Consider the following 17,336-nt stretch of genomic DNA (forward strand, 5'->3'; position numbering starts at 1 on the left):
GAGTAATACATTGAGTAATACATTGTTTTTTATATTTTTATTTATTTAAAAATGCTTGTTTCTTGTCCTTGACAATAAAAATATTTTCGACTTTTGGGGTTTATTTTGTTTTTTATCTCTTAAAGGGGATCTTGAAAGAATTTTTCGATAATGTATTAAATATTTTCCTATATTGTTTAGAATAAGAGAGAAGAATATGTATAAATTTTTCAAATTGATATAATTTTCTGTTCATGTTCTAATTACAATGTTTATTTTTATATCGTCGACTTTTAATAAAAAATTTTACTCATAGAAGTTTGCTTTAAATAAATCCTACACAATAATTTTTTATTATTGTGGGAATTTTTTTCTAATAGTATGTCTGATAAAATGAATTTACCTTTTGATAAAGAACATATTGAGCCAATAGAGTTACGTTCTGCTTTACAGGAACGCTATTTGGCTTATGCGCTTTCTACGATTACGCATCGTGCATTGCCTGATGTTCGTGATGGATTGAAGCCTGTCCATCGGCGGATTGTTCATGCGATGCGTCTTCTCAAACTGAACCCTGGACAGTCTTATGCGAAATGTGCGCGGATTGTTGGTGATGTTATGGGAAAGTTTCATCCTCATGGGGATGCATCTATTTATGATGCTTTAGTGCGCTTGGCTCAAAGTTTTGCGGTTCGCTATCCATTGGTTGATGGACAAGGCAATTTTGGTAATATTGATGGTGATAATGCTGCGGCTATGCGCTATACGGAAGCACGTATGACTGAAGTGGCTGCGTTGTTGCTTGAAGGAATTAATGAAAATGCTATTGATTTTCGTTTGACCTATAATGAAGAAGATGAAGAGCCTGTTGTTCTACCAGGTGCTTTCCCTAATCTTTTAGCCAATGGTTCCTCCGGTATTGCTGTTGGTATGGCAACATCTATTCCTCCCCACAATGTTGCTGAGCTCTGTGATGCGGCGCTGCATTTGATTGCATACCCCGATACGCGTGATGAGGATTTAAATCAATTTGTGCTAGGACCTGATTTCCCAACCGGTGGCATTTTGGTTGAGCCTAAAAAGAGTATTGAGGAATCTTATCGTATAGGGCGGGGTTTTTTTCGATTGCGTTCACGTTGGCATCAGGAAACTGGTAGCCGTGGTTCTTATGTGATTGTTGTAACTGAAATTCCCTACCAAGTTCAAAAGTCACGTCTTATTGAAAAAACTGCGGAATTGTTGCTTGCGCGGCGCTTACCAATGCTTGAGGATATTCAAGATGAATCAGCAGAAGATATCCGCATTGTGCTTGTTCCTAAAAATCGTTCGGTTGACCCTGAACTTCTTATGGAATCTCTTTTTAAGCTGACTGATTTTGAAGTAAGATTTCCTCTTAATCTTAATGTTCTATCTTCGGGAAAAATACCGAATGTTCTCTCGCTGCGAGAAAGTTTGCAGCAATGGCTTGAACATCGTCAAGAAGTGCTTATTCGACGCTCACATTATCGGCTTGATCAAATTGATGCTCGATTGGAAATTCTTCATGGGTATCTTATTGCCTATTTGAATCTCGATGAGGTTATTCAGATTATTCGTGAAGAGGATGAACCGAAAAAGAAACTGATTAATCGTTTTGAATTAACAGAAAATCAAGCTGAAGCTATTCTTAATATGCGCTTGCGCTCTTTACGGAAGCTTGAGGAATTTGAAATTCGTAAGGAGTTTGAAACTCTTAAAGCTGAAAAAGAAAAATTACAGAATTTATTAGATTCTCCTATAAAACAATGGAAAGTAATTTCAGAAGAAATTAAAAAAGTTCGCAACACTTTTGGTCCTAAAACGCTCTTAGGGAAAAGGCGTACGACATTTGAAGAAGCACCAAGACATGATCTTGATGATATTCAACAAGCAATGATCGAAAAAGAACCGGTTACTGTTGTTATTTCTGAAAAGGGGTGGATGCGTGCTTTGAAGGGGCATTTAAACGATTACAAGGCACTTTCTTTTAAAGAAGGAGACAATTTAAAGCTAGCGTTTCCAGCATTTACGACCGACAAAATTGTGCTGATAAGTACTGGTGGAAAGTTTTTTGCACTTGGTGCCAATAGTTTGCCTGGAGGACGGGGACATGGTGAACCCATTCGTCTTTTAGTTGATATGGATGATGAGCATGATATTCTTACAGCTTTTGTGCATCATGCAGAAGAAAAATTACTCTTGGTTTCATCTTATGGAAATGGCTTTATCGTTCCTGCTGCAGAAGTGATTGCTAATACACGAAAAGGAAAGCAAGTAATGAATGTTAAATCTCCTGATAAGGTAAAGCTTTGTGTTCCGGTCAATGGTGATCATGTTGCTGTGGTTGGTGAAAACCGAAAAATGCTTATTTTTTCTATTGAACAAATACCAGAAATGAATCGTGGTAAAGGGGTTCGTTTACAACGTTACAAAGAGGGTGGTATTGTTGATGCCAAGACTTTTAATTTATCAGAAGGCTTAAGTTGGCAAGATACAGCTGAACGAATCTTTACCCGTCAAGCTGATGATCTCATTGAATGGATGGGAACACGTGCAGGCGTCGGGCGTATGGTTTCAAAAGGATTTCCAAAATCAGGAAAATTTATCAATTAAATAACAGAACGTTTTTATTCCAAGCCTATAAAAGCATAAAGAAAAATGCTTATATGTTTTTTGTTATATAATAAGATGTTGATTTATATTAATAATTTAATATCACTATCATATTAAATGAAAGCCTCTAATATCCATAGGTTTTCTTATTGCAACCTTGCTCATGTTAAAACAATCAAAACGCTCTGCTCTCACATCACAAGTGGGATGCTATTGTAGATAGAAATTTATAAAGAAAGAAATCAAAAATGTCCTTTATGGGCTGCCTCAAGTGCCAAGAGTTGTTGTAACATTAGGAACTGAAATGAAAATATAGGCTTGCATGCTTCATAAATATGAGGATGATAAAATGGTTTTTGTATACCTTATTGTTTTAACTCATTATATCACTCATGGGAGCTATCGTGAAATGATTTGATGTTTTTAGAGGTGTATCTTTAAAAAAATATATGAATGTTTAACACAAGAATGTCCTAGAGGTATTCTGTTTTGTGTGATAGGCATAGCTTTCTTGTTTAAGAGAGATATTATTAATCTTGCTCGTAGCAATATTTATTCATTAGGGTTGTGATGATGTTGCCTAAAGAGATGACCACCTTCAGCCCATAAGACAAGAAGGATAGCAATAAGACTGAGAAAGAAAAATCCTGCTGAGTTTGGGATGGTTGTTTCATCAAATTGTTGGGCAATAAAAAAGCTAAGACCTGTAGCGAGAGATGTTTGAAGAAAACCGGATACAGAAGAGGCTGTGCCAGCAATTTCGCCCACAGACTCGAGAGCGAGTGTATTGAAGTTGGCCATGATACCACCGCAGGTAAACATTAATATACAATATAACGCCATATAAAAGGGAAAAGGGATAACTCCATCTGCTGAGATGGATCCAATGAACCAAATACATGAAGTGGCACAAAAAAGCAAAAGCATAGTATGGGCAATACGTCGCATTCCAAGACGTCTGACAAGTCGAGAATTCATAAATGATGAGAAAGCTTGAAATGCAGCACCGATGGCAAATGCTATCGGAAACCAAAAGCCTAAGTTATAAATTCCTTCATAAGTTTGTTGTGATGTATTAACAGAAATAAAAATGCAGCCTAAAATGATGGAAGTTGCAAGTGTGTAGCAAAGTGTTGTACGATTTGTCACAACAGTCCATAAATTGTGTTTGACTGAAGAAAAGGAAAGAGGGCGTTGTTCATGGAGTGTTTCAGGCAAGCGGAATTGAATCCAGATCATCAGCCCAAAGCCAACCATTGCCATGAAAATAAAAATGAATTGCCAATGTCCAAGCAGTAAAATGATCTGTCCTGTTGCGGGACCAATCATGGGTGCAACAAGAAAAACCATCATAACAATAGACATAACTTCTGCCATTTTTCGACCACTGTAGAGATCACGTACAACGGAAACCGTAAGAACGCGCATAGATGCTCCTCCAATACCTTGCAAAATACGCAAAATAAGCAGGAGAGAAAAATCCGTTACAAAGGCACAGCCAATCGCCGTAAATGAATAAAAAGCAAGCCCAATAAGCATAAGCTTACGTCGCCCATAGCGATCGCTTATTGGACCGAAAAATATTTGAGCAATACCATAGCTAATAAGATAACTCGAAATGATATAATGTTGATCATTCTCACTGAGAACATTTAATCCTTCCAAAATATTGGGCATAGCTGGCAACATAATGTCTACAGCTATAGCATTAATAGCCATGAGCGAAGCAATAAGAATAACAAATTCTTTATAACCAATTTTTTTTCTAATCGCTTCACTATGCGTTTGTTCATCAATTGAATATGACATACGGCATCCTTGAAATAAAAATTTCGTTTGAAAACAGTTCTTTTTTAAGAATCTGGATAAAATAAAAGATACCTATGATTGATTACAGGATATATTTTTTTCTTTCAAAAGTTCCTGTAACTCATTATTTTGAAACATCTCTTTAACAATATCACAGCCTCCAACAAATTCACCTTTGATATAAAGCTGTGGAATTGTTGGCCAATTTGAGTAATCTTTGATCCCTTGACGCAATTCGTCAGAAGCTAAGATATTAATCCCTTTATAAATCAAGCCTAAATAATCAAGGATTTGAACAACTTGTCCTGAAAATCCACATTGCGGAGCGTCAGGTGTCCCTTTCATGAATAAAATGACGTCGTTTGTTTTAATCTCGTTGTCAATAAAATCATGAACAGTGGTCATTTTTATCCCTCGATATTTCAGATTTTTGCATGTGTGTAATTTATACTTGCACTATTCTTAATCGTATTGAATGAATGAATGCAAGAAGAAATTTTAGATTATTTGGGAATATTTGTTTGCAACATTAAGGCGTGAAGATCATTTCCCATATTGCCTTTCAGGGCATCATAGACCATTTTATGTTGTTGAACACGGGTTTTTCCGCGAAAACTTTCAGAAATAACTTTTGCTGCATAATGTTCTCCATCTCCAGCAAGATCACGAATTGTTACAGTAGCATCGGGAATACCTTCACGAATAAGTGTTTCAATTGCATGGGCACTCATTGCCATCATTATTCTCCTATGTTGTTCATTTTTTTGTAAGAGCTGTTTCACGAGAAAGGATAATTTTTTACTTTTCACCCATAAATTGTGGAAACCAGTTTTCATAGGCTTGTGTAAGACTTTCTACGGGAAGTGTTAATATCCCATCTATATTAAGAGAATCTCCCTCAACATGACCCAGCTCTGTTAAAACAATGGCATGGGTTTTTGCGTGCTCTTTAAGACTGCTAAGAGCATCAGTTTTGACGGCTAAAAGATAACGTCCTTGGTCTTCTCCAAAAAGTTCTGCATGATGGGGGGATTTATTGCTTAATTTTACTTTGATTCCTTTCCCTGCTTTAATTACCATTTCTGCAAGTGCAATCGCTAATCCTCCGTCAGAAATATCATGAGCGGCATGGACAAAACCGCTATTAATAACATCTCGAACGAATTGACCATGTTTTTGTTCAAGTTGCAAATCTACAGGGGGAGGGGCGCCTGCATCAATATTTAAAATGTCACGCGCATAGATTGATTGTCCTAAATGAGAACCGCAATCTCCTACTAAAATGATACGATCTCCATTTTGCATACCACTTATTGTTACCATTTTAGACCAATCACTAAGGAGGCCTACACCAGCAATTGTGGGGGTAGGAAGAATAGCTTCTCCATTTGTTTCGTTGTAAAGAGAAACATTGCCAGAAACGATAGGAAAATCGAGGATTCTACAGGCTTCTCCGATGCCTTTAATCGCGAAAACCAATTGTCCCATAATTTCAGGTTTTTCAGGATTCCCAAAATTGAGATTATCTGTCGCAGCCAGTGGTGTTGCACCTGTCGTGCTAATATTTCTCCAGCATTCTGCAACAGCTTGTTTTCCTCCCTCATAAGGATCAGCTTCACAATAGCGCGGTGTTACATCCGAAGAAAATGCAAGGGCACGTTTACTCTTATTGCTTATGCGAATAACGCCGGCGTCACCTCCTGGACAAATGAGGCTATTGCCTTGGATAAGAGTATCATATTGTTCATAAACCCAGCGCCGCGAACTTTGATCAGCAGAATTCAATAAAGTTAGAAGCGCATCACCAAGATTCTCAACTTTTTTGAAGTCTTCTGCTTTCAGAAGTGTTTTTTTTGCAGGTTCACTCCAGGGGCGATCATAAACAGGCGCTTCATCACCAAGTTCTTTGATGGGAAGATTGACAACTTCTTCTCCTTGATGAAATACACGGAAACGTAAATCATCGGTTGTTTTTCCAATAATGGAAAAATGGAGCCCCCACTTATGAAAAATTGCTTCTGCTTGCTTTTCTAGCTCTGGTTTTAGGACCATAAGCATACGCTCTTGACTTTCAGAAAGCATCATTTCATAGGCTGTCATGTTTTCTTCACGAACGGGAACTGTATCGAGATTAAGCTGTATTCCTAGATTTCCTTTTGCGCCCATTTCAACGGCAGAAGAGGTGAGACCTGCAGCCCCCATATCTTGAATAGCAACCACAGCGCCAAGTTCCATGAGCTCTAAACATGCTTCAAGAAGACATTTTTCTGTAAAAGGATCACCGACTTGAACGGTTGGGCGTTTTTCACTGATTGAATCATCAAATTCAGCAGAAGCCATTGTTGCGCCACCGACACCATCTCGCCCCGTTTTTGCACCAAGATAAACAACAGGGAGTTCGATACCTTGTGCTTTAGAATAAAAAAGGGCGTCTGTCTTTGCAATACCGGCAACAAAAGCGTTAACGAGGATATTACCATTATAACGCTTATCAAAATTGATTTCTCCACCAACCGTTGGAACACCAAAAGAATTGCTGTAGCCACCTATTCCAGAAACAACGCCAGTAACAAGATGGCGCGTTCGGGGGTGATCTGGAGCGCCAAAACGCAATGCATTCATAGCCGCAACAGGACGGGCGCCCATCGTAAAGACATCACGCAAAATACCACCAACCCCTGTTGCCGCCCCTTGATAAGGTTCAATATAAGAAGGATGGTTATGGCTTTCCATTTTGAAAACAACACATTGCCCTTCACCAATATCGACAACGCCAGCATTTTCACCAGGACCTTGAATAACACATTTTCCTTCTGTCGGAAGAGTTTTGAGCCATTTTTTAGAAGATTTATAGGAACAATGTTCGTTCCACATTGCAGAAAAAATTCCCAGTTCAGTAAATGTTGGTTCTCTCCCGATTAACGTTAGGATACGTTGATATTCATCCTCTTTTAGGCCGTGTTGTGCAATGAGCTCTGGTGTAATTGTGATGTTATTGCAAGGATTCATGAGTATTTATCCGTCAAATTAATCGAAATTTAGTATTTTAATTTTTTAAATCTATCAGCTTAAATTATGGAAAACTACATGGTTTAAGAATTAAAAATATTCATAAATCGTAAGCTGAAGATTTTATTTGGTTGGGTGGATTCCGAGACCAAAAATAATCTTAAACAATTATGTGTTTAGAGAATAATCTCCATGGTTATTTGTATAGAATTTTTTTCATAAATTTACAACGCGAGAAATGATAAAGACCTTTGTTTTTACAATTATAAAGGACAAGAATTTTTGCCGCATCATCCATTGACTAATTCTAAAGCACTTTGAAAAAGTAAACGACCGTCACTCCCTCCGTGAGCGGGTTCGATAAAGTTTTCAGGATGGGGCATCATCCCAAGAATATTACCAGCTTTATTAACAATACCAGCAATATCTTTTATTGAGCCGTTAGGATTTGTATTTTCTGCGTAGCGAAAAACAATTTGTTCATTGTCTTCCATCTGTTTTAATGTTTCATTGTCAACAAAGTAATTTCCATCATGATGGGCAACAGGACAACGAATAATTTGTCCTTTAGAATAATATCGAGAAAATTTTGTCTTGGCATTAACGACTTCAAGTTTGACTTCACGACAAACAAATTTTAAGGAAGCGTTACGCATTAAAGTCCCAGGGAGCAATCCAGCTTCTAACAAAATTTGAAATCCATTACAAATACCTATTATCGTAATACCTTCTTGCGCTTTTTCACGAATAGCTTTTAGGATGGGGGTTCGCGCTCCAATAGCACCGCATCTTAAGTAGTCGCCATAAGAAAAACCACCAGGAATAATAATAACATCGACAGCTGGAATTATTGTTTCTGTTTGCCAAATTTTGAGTGGCTCAACTCCTGTTATATGATGCAACGCTGCAACCATATCACGGTCGCGATTTAATCCAGGAAGCTGAATGATGGCAGTTTTCATGAGCGTTTCACTTACAGAAGTTCGATAGTATAATTTTCAATGACAGTATTTGCGAGTAACTCTTCGCACATCTGGTCAAGCTTTTCCTTTGCTGTTTCAGAAGGCTGATCATCAAGAACAATATCAAAAACTTTTCCTTGACGAATGGAGGAAATACCTTCGAAAGCTAAACTTTTTAAAGCACCGACAATAGCTTCTCCTTGTGGATCAAGAACGCTTTCTCTTAAAGTAACTGTAATGCGTGCTTTCATTTTTTGCTTCCTGTTATTCAAAGAACCTCTCCTTTGAAGAGGTATATTTATAGAAGGGAATAATTATTTTTACCTTGTGTTTACTTGACGCGCTTTTTTACTTTACCAAGACGGGACCACTTGGCCGAGTTGGCTCATTTTCATTCATAATGCCAAGGCGTTTTGCAACCTCTTGATAGGCATTAATAAGCCCGCCCATATCACGACGAAAACGATCTTTGTCCATTTTTTCTCGTGTTTGCATATCCCATAGTCGTGCAGAATCAGGTGAAATTTCATCAGCAAGAACAATGCGCATTGTTTCATCTTCCCATAGACGACCAAATTCCATTTTAAAATCAATTAATTGGATGTTAACACCGGCAAATAATCCAGAAAGAAAATCATTAATACGAATTGAAAGTTGCATAATATCTTCTAGCTCTTGTGGGACAGCCCACCCAAAAGCGGTGATGTGTTCTTCTGTCACCATAGGATCATCGAGAGAATCATTTTTATAGTAGAACTCAATGATGGATTGTGGGAGTGGGGTTCCTTCTTCTAGTCCTAAACGTTTAGCAAGAGAGCCAGCTGCAACATTGCGAACAACAACTTCCAATGGAATGATTTCCACCGCTTTGATAAGCTGTTCGCGCATATTTATGCGTTTGATAAAATGTGTTGGGATTCCCAAACGTCCAAGATGGTTAAAGATATGTTCCGAAATTCGGTTGTTTAAAACCCCTTTTCCATCGATAATTTCATGTTTTTTTGCGTTAAAGGCTGTGGCATCATCTTTGAAAAATTGAATATACGTTCCTGGTTCAGGTCCTTCATATAAAATTTTGGCTTTGCCTTCATAAATACGGTGGCGACGATTCATCACGATTCTCTATTGATCTTGAGAGGTTTTTAATAACATTGGTAAGCGATACTATCCTAATTGATGGAAATTCTCAATGATATTGCTATGATACTTTTATAATTTTTATCACGATACATCTACCCAAAAGTGGAGAGACAGAGGCGACGAGAAAAAGAATGACCTTTTGGGGATCAAATTTTTGCAAGAAAGTGAGAGAGAACCATAAGCCCTTCAGGCCAAGGTCCGTGCCCAGATTCTGTATTAATATGCCCAGAATACCCAGCATCAATAAAGAGTGAGCCCCAGTCATTGGCAATTTTTTCTGCGACTGAAAATTGACAAAATTCATCATTGCGGCTGGCGATGACAATAGAAGGAAAGGGCAATTTTTGACGATGATAGGGGCCAAATGTCATTAAATGTTTGGGACGTATTTTTTCATTGGCAACATCAGGAGGTGCAACAAAGAAAGCGCCACAAACTTTTTCCGCATTTTGTACAGTTGCATGAAGTGCGGTAGGAACGCCTAATGAATGAGCAATAATCATAACAGGTCTTTGAGCTTGTGCGATGGCGGTTTTAACTTCATTAACCCATGCGTCGCAAACAGGCTTTGACCAATGGTCTTGTTCAATGCGGCGAGCTGTAGATAATTTTTTTTCCCAGCGTGTTTGCCAATGATCAGGACCAGATCCTTTATAGCCAGGAACAATAAGAATATCGAGTTGATTTGCTTTCATGAATTGTTTTCTTGAGTTACAATAGATTTTTGATCATAGATGGTATAGATTTGGGCTTTCTATGTTGATTGTTGTTCGAAAACACGTTTAAAAATCGTATTGATATGTTTGGTGTGGTAAGAAAGATCAAATTTTTCTCGAAGTTTTGCTTCGCTTAAGGCTTTGCTAACATCTTTGTCGTTGAGCAGTTCTTCTAAAAAATCTTTTCCTTCTTCCCAAACCTTCATCGCATTTCGTTGTACAATCCGATACGAATCTTCACGACTAATTCCTGCTTGTGTGAGTGCTAAAAGTACCCGTTGTGAATGAACAAGACCTCGGAATTTATTAAGATTTTTTTGCATGTTTTCCGGATAGACAATGAGATTTTCAATGACCGATGTGAGGCGAGAAAGAGCAAAATCAAGTGTAATCGTTGCATCAGGGCCAATATAACGCTCGACAGATGAATGAGAAATATCACGCTCATGCCAAAGTGCTACATTTTCCATGGCAGGGAGTGCAAATGCACGGACCATACGGGCTAACCCCGTTAAATTTTCTGTTAAAACTGGATTCCGTTTATGAGGCATTGCCGATGAACCTTTTTGCCCTGGTGAGAAATGTTCTTCTGCTTCGAGAACTTCCGTTCGCTGTAAATGGCGTATTTCTATTGCTAATCTTTCAATAGAGGACGCAATAACCCCCAGTGTTGCAAAAAACATCGCATGACGATCCCGTGGTATGACTTGGGTGGAAATGGGTTCAGCACGCATCCCTAGGGCTTTTGCGACATGTTTTTCAACGCGTGGATCAATATTGGCAAAAGTTCCTACAGCTCCTGAAATTGCGCAAGTAGAAATTTCTTCACGTGCAGCAAGAAGACGTTTGCGACAACGGGAAAACTCAGCGTAGGCAAGAGCGAACTTGACTCCAAATGTTGTTGGTTCAGCATGAATGCCATGACTCCGCCCAATGGTGATGGTTTCTTTATGTTCAAAAGCACGTCTTTTTAAGGCTTCAAGAAGTTGGTCTATATCCTTGAGCAAAATATCACTCGCACGCATCAATTGAATACTCAACGTTGTATCGAGAACATCAGATGATGTCATGCCTTGGTGGATAAAACGTGCTTCTGGTCCAATGAATTCAGCGAGATGGGTTAGAAATGCAATAACATCATGTTTGGTAATGGCTTCAATTTCATCAATACGATTGACATCAAATTCAGCAGCTGCCCCTTTTTCCCAAATGACCTTGGCGGCTTCTTTTGGAATAACCCCCAGTTGAGCAAGGGCATCACAGGCATGGGCTTCAATTTCAAACCAAATACGATATTTCGTTTCAGGAGACCAAATTGTTACCATTTCAGGGCGAGAATAACGTGGGATCATCATTTTTTTCCTTGTTGTGAGAGGATTGCGGCTTGGCGTAATGCACTCATGCGTGTTTTGTAAAGCTCTTTGTTTCCATTTTTATAAATTGCAGAGCCTGCGACAAATACATTTGCACCAGCTTCTGCAGTTATTCCAATTGTATCAACGGTGATTCCACCATCAACTTCAAGATCAATAGGGCGGTTTGCAATCATGCTTTTAACGCGCTTAATTTTATCTTTTATTTCTGGAATAAAATTTTGCCCACCAAAACCGGGGTTGACTGTCATGATGAGAATGAGATCTAATTGATCAAGTAAATATTCAAGGACGTGTTCAGGGGTGCTTGGATTGAGTGCAATGCCTGCTTTTTTACCCATTGCTTTGATTGTTTGGAGTGAACGATGAAGATGGGGGCTTGCTTCAGCATGAATAGTTATAATATCTGCGCCAGCTTTTGCAAAAGCTTCCAAATAAGGATCAACAGGTTTGATCATCAGGTGGACATCAAATATTGTTTTGGTTAAGGGACGCAGAGCTTTGATGACGTCAGGGCCAAAGGTGATGTTAGGAACAAAGTGCCCATCCATAATATCAAGATGAAGCCAATCTGCACCAGCATCAACAACATCTAATATTTCTTGTCCAAGTTTAGAAAAATCAGAAGCCAAGAGTGAAGGTGAAATGAGAAGAGAAGGGGGCATAAAAATCTCCTTGATTGGCTGTTTTTATCATGTCGCTGTGTATACACAAATATCTTTTGTGTTATGACGGAAAAGAAAAATGCGTATTATAGATCTTTTTATAGAAAGATCGCTTGAAATTTTAAAGTTTGATAAGTGAAAGATATGTCGAATCATAAAACATGTTTGATGCCTAAACTTCAAGATAATATTGCCGTTTCTTCGCAAGAATATCGAGATTCTATGAGCCATTTTGCAAGCGCTGTACATATTGTGACAACAGATGGCATTAAGGGAAAACGCGGAGTGACGGTTTCGGCGTGTTGTTCTTTATCAGATGATCCTCCAACTCTTCTTGTTTGTCTTATGCGTCATAATCTGAAGAATCATGTATTTATGGAGAATGGAATTTTTTGTGTTAATAGCTTGGCAGGAAAACATCGTCCATTAGCAGATATTTTTTCAGGGCGTTGCAATGTTCCAGAAAATGAGCGCTTTGATGTTGTACAATGGGGAACTTTGCAGACGGGAGCGCCTAGTCTTTCAGATGCTTTAGCATCTTTTGATTGTCGTTTGATTTGTTGGCACGAGCATGCAACCCATTGTGTATTGATTGGTGAAGTTGTTGCAATCAATCGTAGTCAAGAAAAAGATTCTTTGATGTATTTGAATCGTGGGTATCACACGTTGCCTTTATAAAGATTTTTATTTTTGGGCATTGGTGAAACGATTGATTGATATTTCATTTAAATTTAGTACGCTTGAAGAAGGAGGAGGAAGATGATTTTTTGATGATCTTTAATCAAGTGTCCAATTTGAGATCAAAAAAAGATATCAAGATCCAACAGCGTATTAAGACATATTTTTAGATTGTTATGAAAAAACATTTTACTCTTGTGCTGTTGGGTATTGCACAATATATAGACCCCACAAAGCAGATGTGGAGGTTTTTTATTGCATGAGCGAAGAGATTGATGGTCAATATCGCCCTAGTGAAGATGAGCCTTTTATGAATGAACGGCAAAAGGCGTATTTTCGTGCTAAATTGGTTTCTTGGAAGAATGATATCTTAAAAGAAGCGCGTGAGACTTTGGAAAATTTGCAGGAAGAGAATGTTGCTCAACCTGATTTAACGGATAGGGCATCTTGTGAAACTGATCGTACAATTGAATTACGTGCTCGTGATCGTCAGAGAAAACTTATTTCAAAAATAGATGCTGCCTTGGAGCGAATTGATAACGGGACATATGGTTTTTGTGAAGAAACCGGCGAACCCATTAGTTTAAAGCGTCTTGAGGCACGGCCGATTGCCGTTTTGTCGTTGGAAGCACAAGAACGTCACGAACGGCGTGAAAAAGTTTATCGTGATGATTAAAATCATTAGAGCGATAAACAAACGAAGTTCGTAGTGATAAAATTATATATTTTATTTGGGAGGAGTAGGAATAAACAAAGATGGTTCTTGCCTCCCTTCAATTTCGGCTGTGATTGCTGAATCTTTTATCGCTTGATTCGTAAAAGAAGAAGAGTTTTTATCTGGCGTATCGTTTCTTTCTTTAAAAGGGGGAGAGGGATGAGTGTCTATTTCTCTTTTTGGTATTCTGGATGTGTTGGTAATATCGGATTCTACAATCACATCTGTTAATCCGCCAATAAGGAGCAAATGTTCTTTATTATCACAACGAACTAAAACAAGGTGGCGTGTTCGATCTATAGAAATTGCTTCACATAATGCTAATCGTGATAGACTTTTTTTTCTATTAATTTTGAATCTTCCCTTATTGAAACGGCGTAAAAACAAGATAATTATGGTAATAGCTGCGATTGTTATTATAAAAAACAAAAAACTTATCGTTATGTTTGCAGCAGATACACCGATTTGGTCTGATAACCAGATATACATAGTTCTTCTCCCATTTTGCTATGGAAACTATCGTCTTTTAGTGAAATAAATTTATAAACACACCCTTAAAAGATTTACTTCAAAGACAAGAAATAAACCTTTTAACATTAAGTAAGCTTTCTTAGAAAGATGATATCATAGTATATATTTTATAACAATGAATATAAAAGGAAGTTTCTTGGTATAAGAAACAGCTAAATCTAAGGCAAAGAGAGATGGATAAAGGTTTTGAGAATAATGAAGGATCAGTGTCTTCGTCTTCTGTTCGTCGAAGAGTTGTGATTTTTGGTGTTGTTTTTATCTTAGTTTTCCTTTTCATTACAGGCATTTTAGATTTTTTTTATCCACAAAGTTATGTGCAAAAGGCTGTGGTAGCATCTTTTTTGATTCTAGCAATTATTGGTGTTGCAACACTTGCTTTAAGTGGTATAGGGCTTTTAAGATACCATGCATCGTGGTCGCACGAAGATTTTGACTCTAGTATCTTTAATAGGAGCGACGATGCAATTGTAATCTCTGATTTTTCTGGTTTTGTTTATTATTCTAATCAAAAATATCAAAGGATTCTGACCTATAAGCTTGAAGGGTCTTGTTATAGGGTTATTGCTGATCTTCCAGGAGCTGGTGCACTTTCCTATCGCTTAAAAGTTGCAGCTTATAATAATCTTTCAGTGCAAGAAGAGTTAAAAGTAGAGCAACCAATTTTCACCGATTCTACACAAAAAAAATCTGCTTGGTATAATATCTCTGTTCAACCTATTACAAAACAGAAAAAAAATTTTTTATTTTGGCGCATTAGCGATATTTCGCATCTACAACAAACCCGAGAAGTTTTTTTCTCTAATCTTCAAGAGTCGATCAATCATTTGGATCAAGCGCCTGTTGGTTTTATATCCGTTAATGCACAAGGCACTATTCTTTATGCCAATGCGGTTTTTGCCGAATGGTTCTCACTTGATTTAGCAAATTTTTCGATTGGTCAATATCATTTTGATCCATTATTTGAAAGCGTAGGTGCTAAGGGCTCATGGAGTGATATTTGTTTGCAAACCAACAGATATCAAAATTCAGGTTACTCTTTACCTTATAGATTTTCGTTATGTTTAAATTCACAGACGACGTGTGAGAAAATATTTCACTGTTTTATCTCTGCTTCCTCTCTCTTAGAGGAAGAAGCCGTTTATCGTATTGTGATCATTCCACAACAAAGACAAAAAGAAGAGAATGATCAATTAAAGTTACCTAGTATATTAGAAGAATATTTTGACGCGAGTCCTTTTGCAATAGCCGTGGTAAATCGGCAAGGGCAATTGATTCACATGAATAATGCTTTTTCATCACTTATGGAATGTATGGATAAAACGATCAATTTTTATGATATTATTTCTTGTCGTGATCGTATGCCGTTAGAGCATGCTTTTCAGAAAATTGCGATCAATAAAAATTATTTTGTTTCTCTGGAAACTGTTTTACAAAAGAATGAAGAACGTCATTTACGTCTTCATGTTATGTCTGTACCCCCCTATCATGGTGGTGCGCTACAAGATTTGGTCATTATCTCTGTCATTGAAACAACAGAACAAAAAACACTTGAAGATAAAATGATTCAAAGTCAGAAGATGCAAGCTGTTGGACAGTTAGCAGGCGGCATTGCGCATGATTTTAATAATGTTTTAACAGCAATTTTAATGTCATGTGATCTTCTTTTAAATACACATCGCAGCTCCGATCCTGCTCATGCTGATCTGATCAATATTAAAAATAATGCTAATCGTGCCGCTGCTCTTGTACAGCAATTATTAGCCTTTTCTAGAAAGCAAACACTTCGGCCTGAACAAGTTGATTTTACAGAGTTTTTATCAGATATTCGTAATCTCATTTTACCACTTTTGGGGAATAATATTCAACTAAAAATTATCCATGGAAGAGATTTATGGAGCGTTGAAGTCGATCAGGCATCTTTTCAGCGTGTGATAATGAATTTGGTTATTAATGCGCGTGATGCCATGTTCGATGGAGGAATTGTTACGATTGCAACAAACAATATTACAAAACAACAAAGTGCTGAATTTAATCATCTTAGTTTAGCAATTGGTGAATATGTGCAATTGACTATTTCAGATACAGGGACTGGGATATCGGCTTCTATACAAGAAAAAATGTTTGAGCCATTTTTTACAACCAAAGAAGTTGGAAAAGGAACAGGCCTTGGTTTATCAATGGTTTATGGAATTATCAAGCAGAGTGGTGGATATATTTATTGTGAAAGTAAAGAGGGAGAAGGAGCAACATTTCATATTTTTCTGCCCCGTTATATCCAAAATATAAAAGGAAAAATTTCTCAAAAGATTGAGAAAGATGAAGAGAAAGATAAAAATATAGACCTAACAGGGTCTGCCACTGTTTTATTGGTTGAAGATGAGGATGCGGTCAGAATGGGGGGGGTAAGAGCTCTTCAAATGAGAGGATATACGGTTTTAGAGGCGGCAAGCGGGGTAGAAGCACTTTCTATTCTTGAAGAACAAAAAGGCGCTGTTGATATTATTGTTTCCGATGTAGTAATGCCAGAAATGGATGGGCCTACTTTATTGAAGGAAGTCCGTAAAAGCTATTCTGGTATCAAATTTCTTTTCGTTTCTGGATATGCAAAAGATGCTTTTGCTAAGAATCTTCCACAAGATACTATTTTTGGTTTTTTATCTAAACCTTTTACACTTAAACAGTTAGCACTAACAGTTAAAGAAACGCTTTCGTCATGATGCAAAAATTGATGCAAGAGAAAAATTGCGTATTTTAAGATTTTTTAGGAAAAATGTCGTTTGACAGTAGTTTTTGCATTAAGTGGGAAGAGGTGGGATTGGTTAGAAATAGGTGATAATTTGTTGTTCTTATGTACAATTTTTAGCGTTAAATRCGCRTTTTGTCAAAATAGGTTTTGACACCTAAAATTGGAAAAAGCACGAAAAATGGTAAAAAGTGCATTTTCATGGTAAAAATGAGGGAAGGCTTTGAAAGGTCTTTGGAAAATCCTTTGAAGATTTTAAAAAAAAGTCTGTGAAAGCCCAGAAAACCGCCTTTAAAAGACCCTTTRAAAAAATCAATCCAAAAGTTCAATTGACTCCCAAATCAACCAAAAATGATCCAAGAAGCAAAAAAGATTTCCATATATG

The 17,336-nt window shown here is 37.4% G+C and carries 15 protein-coding genes; 4 read left to right on the forward strand and 11 right to left on the reverse strand.

What is annotated here, in order from left to right; genetic code table 11:
- Window positions 1–360 precede the first annotated feature (360 nt).
- Window positions 361–2,610, forward strand: a complete 2,250-nt coding sequence (parC, locus tag CEV08_RS07985) for a DNA topoisomerase IV subunit A (RefSeq protein ID WP_100131112.1) — start codon at window positions 361–363, stop codon at window positions 2,608–2,610.
- Window positions 2,611–3,162: 552 nt separating this feature from the next.
- On the opposite strand, the gene CEV08_RS07990 is transcribed toward parC, so the two are convergent.
- From CEV08_RS07990 to rpe, 10 genes are all read right to left on the reverse strand, one after another.
- Entirely contained in the window at window positions 3,163–4,419 is a 1,257-nt protein-coding gene (locus CEV08_RS07990) for a multidrug effflux MFS transporter (protein ID WP_100131113.1), read from the reverse strand.
- A gap of 72 nt (window positions 4,420–4,491) precedes the next feature.
- On the reverse strand, window positions 4,492–4,824 hold the full coding sequence (gene grxD / locus CEV08_RS07995; RefSeq protein ID WP_100131114.1) for a Grx4 family monothiol glutaredoxin: 333 nt from the start codon (window positions 4,822–4,824) through the stop codon (window positions 4,492–4,494).
- A gap of 98 nt (window positions 4,825–4,922) precedes the next feature.
- The gene (locus tag CEV08_RS08000; RefSeq protein ID WP_100131115.1) at window positions 4,923–5,156 is read right to left on the reverse strand and encodes a BolA/IbaG family iron-sulfur metabolism protein; all 234 of its coding nucleotides are present in this window, start codon (window positions 5,154–5,156) and stop codon (window positions 4,923–4,925) included.
- Between the two features lie 61 nt (window positions 5,157–5,217).
- Window positions 5,218–7,428: a phosphoribosylformylglycinamidine synthase subunit PurL gene (purL, locus tag CEV08_RS08005; protein WP_100131116.1), complete on the reverse strand. Its 2,211-nt coding sequence runs from the start codon at window positions 7,426–7,428 to the stop codon at window positions 5,218–5,220.
- Window positions 7,429–7,718: 290 nt separating this feature from the next.
- Window positions 7,719–8,390, reverse strand: a complete 672-nt coding sequence (gene purQ, locus CEV08_RS08010) for a phosphoribosylformylglycinamidine synthase subunit PurQ (protein WP_100131117.1) — start codon at window positions 8,388–8,390, stop codon at window positions 7,719–7,721.
- Window positions 8,391–8,401: 11 nt separating this feature from the next.
- A complete protein-coding gene (purS, locus tag CEV08_RS08015) occupies window positions 8,402–8,641 on the reverse strand; it encodes a phosphoribosylformylglycinamidine synthase subunit PurS (RefSeq protein ID WP_100131118.1) in 240 nt (79 codons plus the stop codon).
- Between the two features lie 97 nt (window positions 8,642–8,738).
- Window positions 8,739–9,503, reverse strand: coding sequence for a phosphoribosylaminoimidazolesuccinocarboxamide synthase (gene purC, locus CEV08_RS08020; protein WP_100131119.1), 765 nt, complete (start codon window positions 9,501–9,503; stop codon window positions 8,739–8,741).
- A 173-nt stretch (window positions 9,504–9,676) separates the two neighbouring features.
- On the reverse strand, window positions 9,677–10,225 hold the full coding sequence (locus CEV08_RS08025; protein ID WP_100131120.1) for an RBBP9/YdeN family alpha/beta hydrolase: 549 nt from the start codon (window positions 10,223–10,225) through the stop codon (window positions 9,677–9,679).
- A 59-nt stretch (window positions 10,226–10,284) separates the two neighbouring features.
- Complete coding sequence (purB, locus tag CEV08_RS08030; protein WP_100131121.1) at window positions 10,285–11,598, reverse strand: adenylosuccinate lyase; 1,314 nt, start codon at window positions 11,596–11,598, stop codon at window positions 10,285–10,287.
- Entirely contained in the window at window positions 11,598–12,284 is a 687-nt protein-coding gene (gene rpe / locus CEV08_RS08035; protein WP_100131122.1) for a ribulose-phosphate 3-epimerase, read from the reverse strand. Before rpe ends, purB begins: the two co-directional genes overlap by 1 nt.
- 144 nt (window positions 12,285–12,428) lie before the next feature.
- Between rpe and CEV08_RS08040 the strand changes: the two genes are divergently transcribed.
- Window positions 12,429–12,962: a flavin reductase gene (locus CEV08_RS08040; protein ID WP_100131123.1), complete on the forward strand. Its 534-nt coding sequence runs from the start codon at window positions 12,429–12,431 to the stop codon at window positions 12,960–12,962.
- Between the two features lie 259 nt (window positions 12,963–13,221).
- Complete coding sequence (dksA, locus tag CEV08_RS08045; RefSeq protein ID WP_039760246.1) at window positions 13,222–13,638, forward strand: RNA polymerase-binding protein DksA; 417 nt, start codon at window positions 13,222–13,224, stop codon at window positions 13,636–13,638.
- A 51-nt stretch (window positions 13,639–13,689) separates the two neighbouring features.
- On the opposite strand, the gene CEV08_RS08050 is transcribed toward dksA, so the two are convergent.
- The gene (locus tag CEV08_RS08050; protein WP_100131124.1) at window positions 13,690–14,166 is read right to left on the reverse strand and encodes a flagellar biosynthetic protein FliO; all 477 of its coding nucleotides are present in this window, start codon (window positions 14,164–14,166) and stop codon (window positions 13,690–13,692) included.
- Window positions 14,167–14,381: 215 nt separating this feature from the next.
- Between CEV08_RS08050 and CEV08_RS08055 the strand changes: the two genes are divergently transcribed.
- Entirely contained in the window at window positions 14,382–16,925 is a 2,544-nt protein-coding gene (locus CEV08_RS08055; RefSeq protein WP_100131125.1) for a response regulator, read from the forward strand.
- The last annotated feature ends 411 nt before the right edge of the window (window positions 16,926–17,336 follow it).

It is taken from the genome of Bartonella tribocorum (assembly GCF_002778015.1).
GTDB classification, from domain to species: Bacteria; Pseudomonadota; Alphaproteobacteria; order Rhizobiales; family Rhizobiaceae; genus Bartonella; species Bartonella tribocorum_B.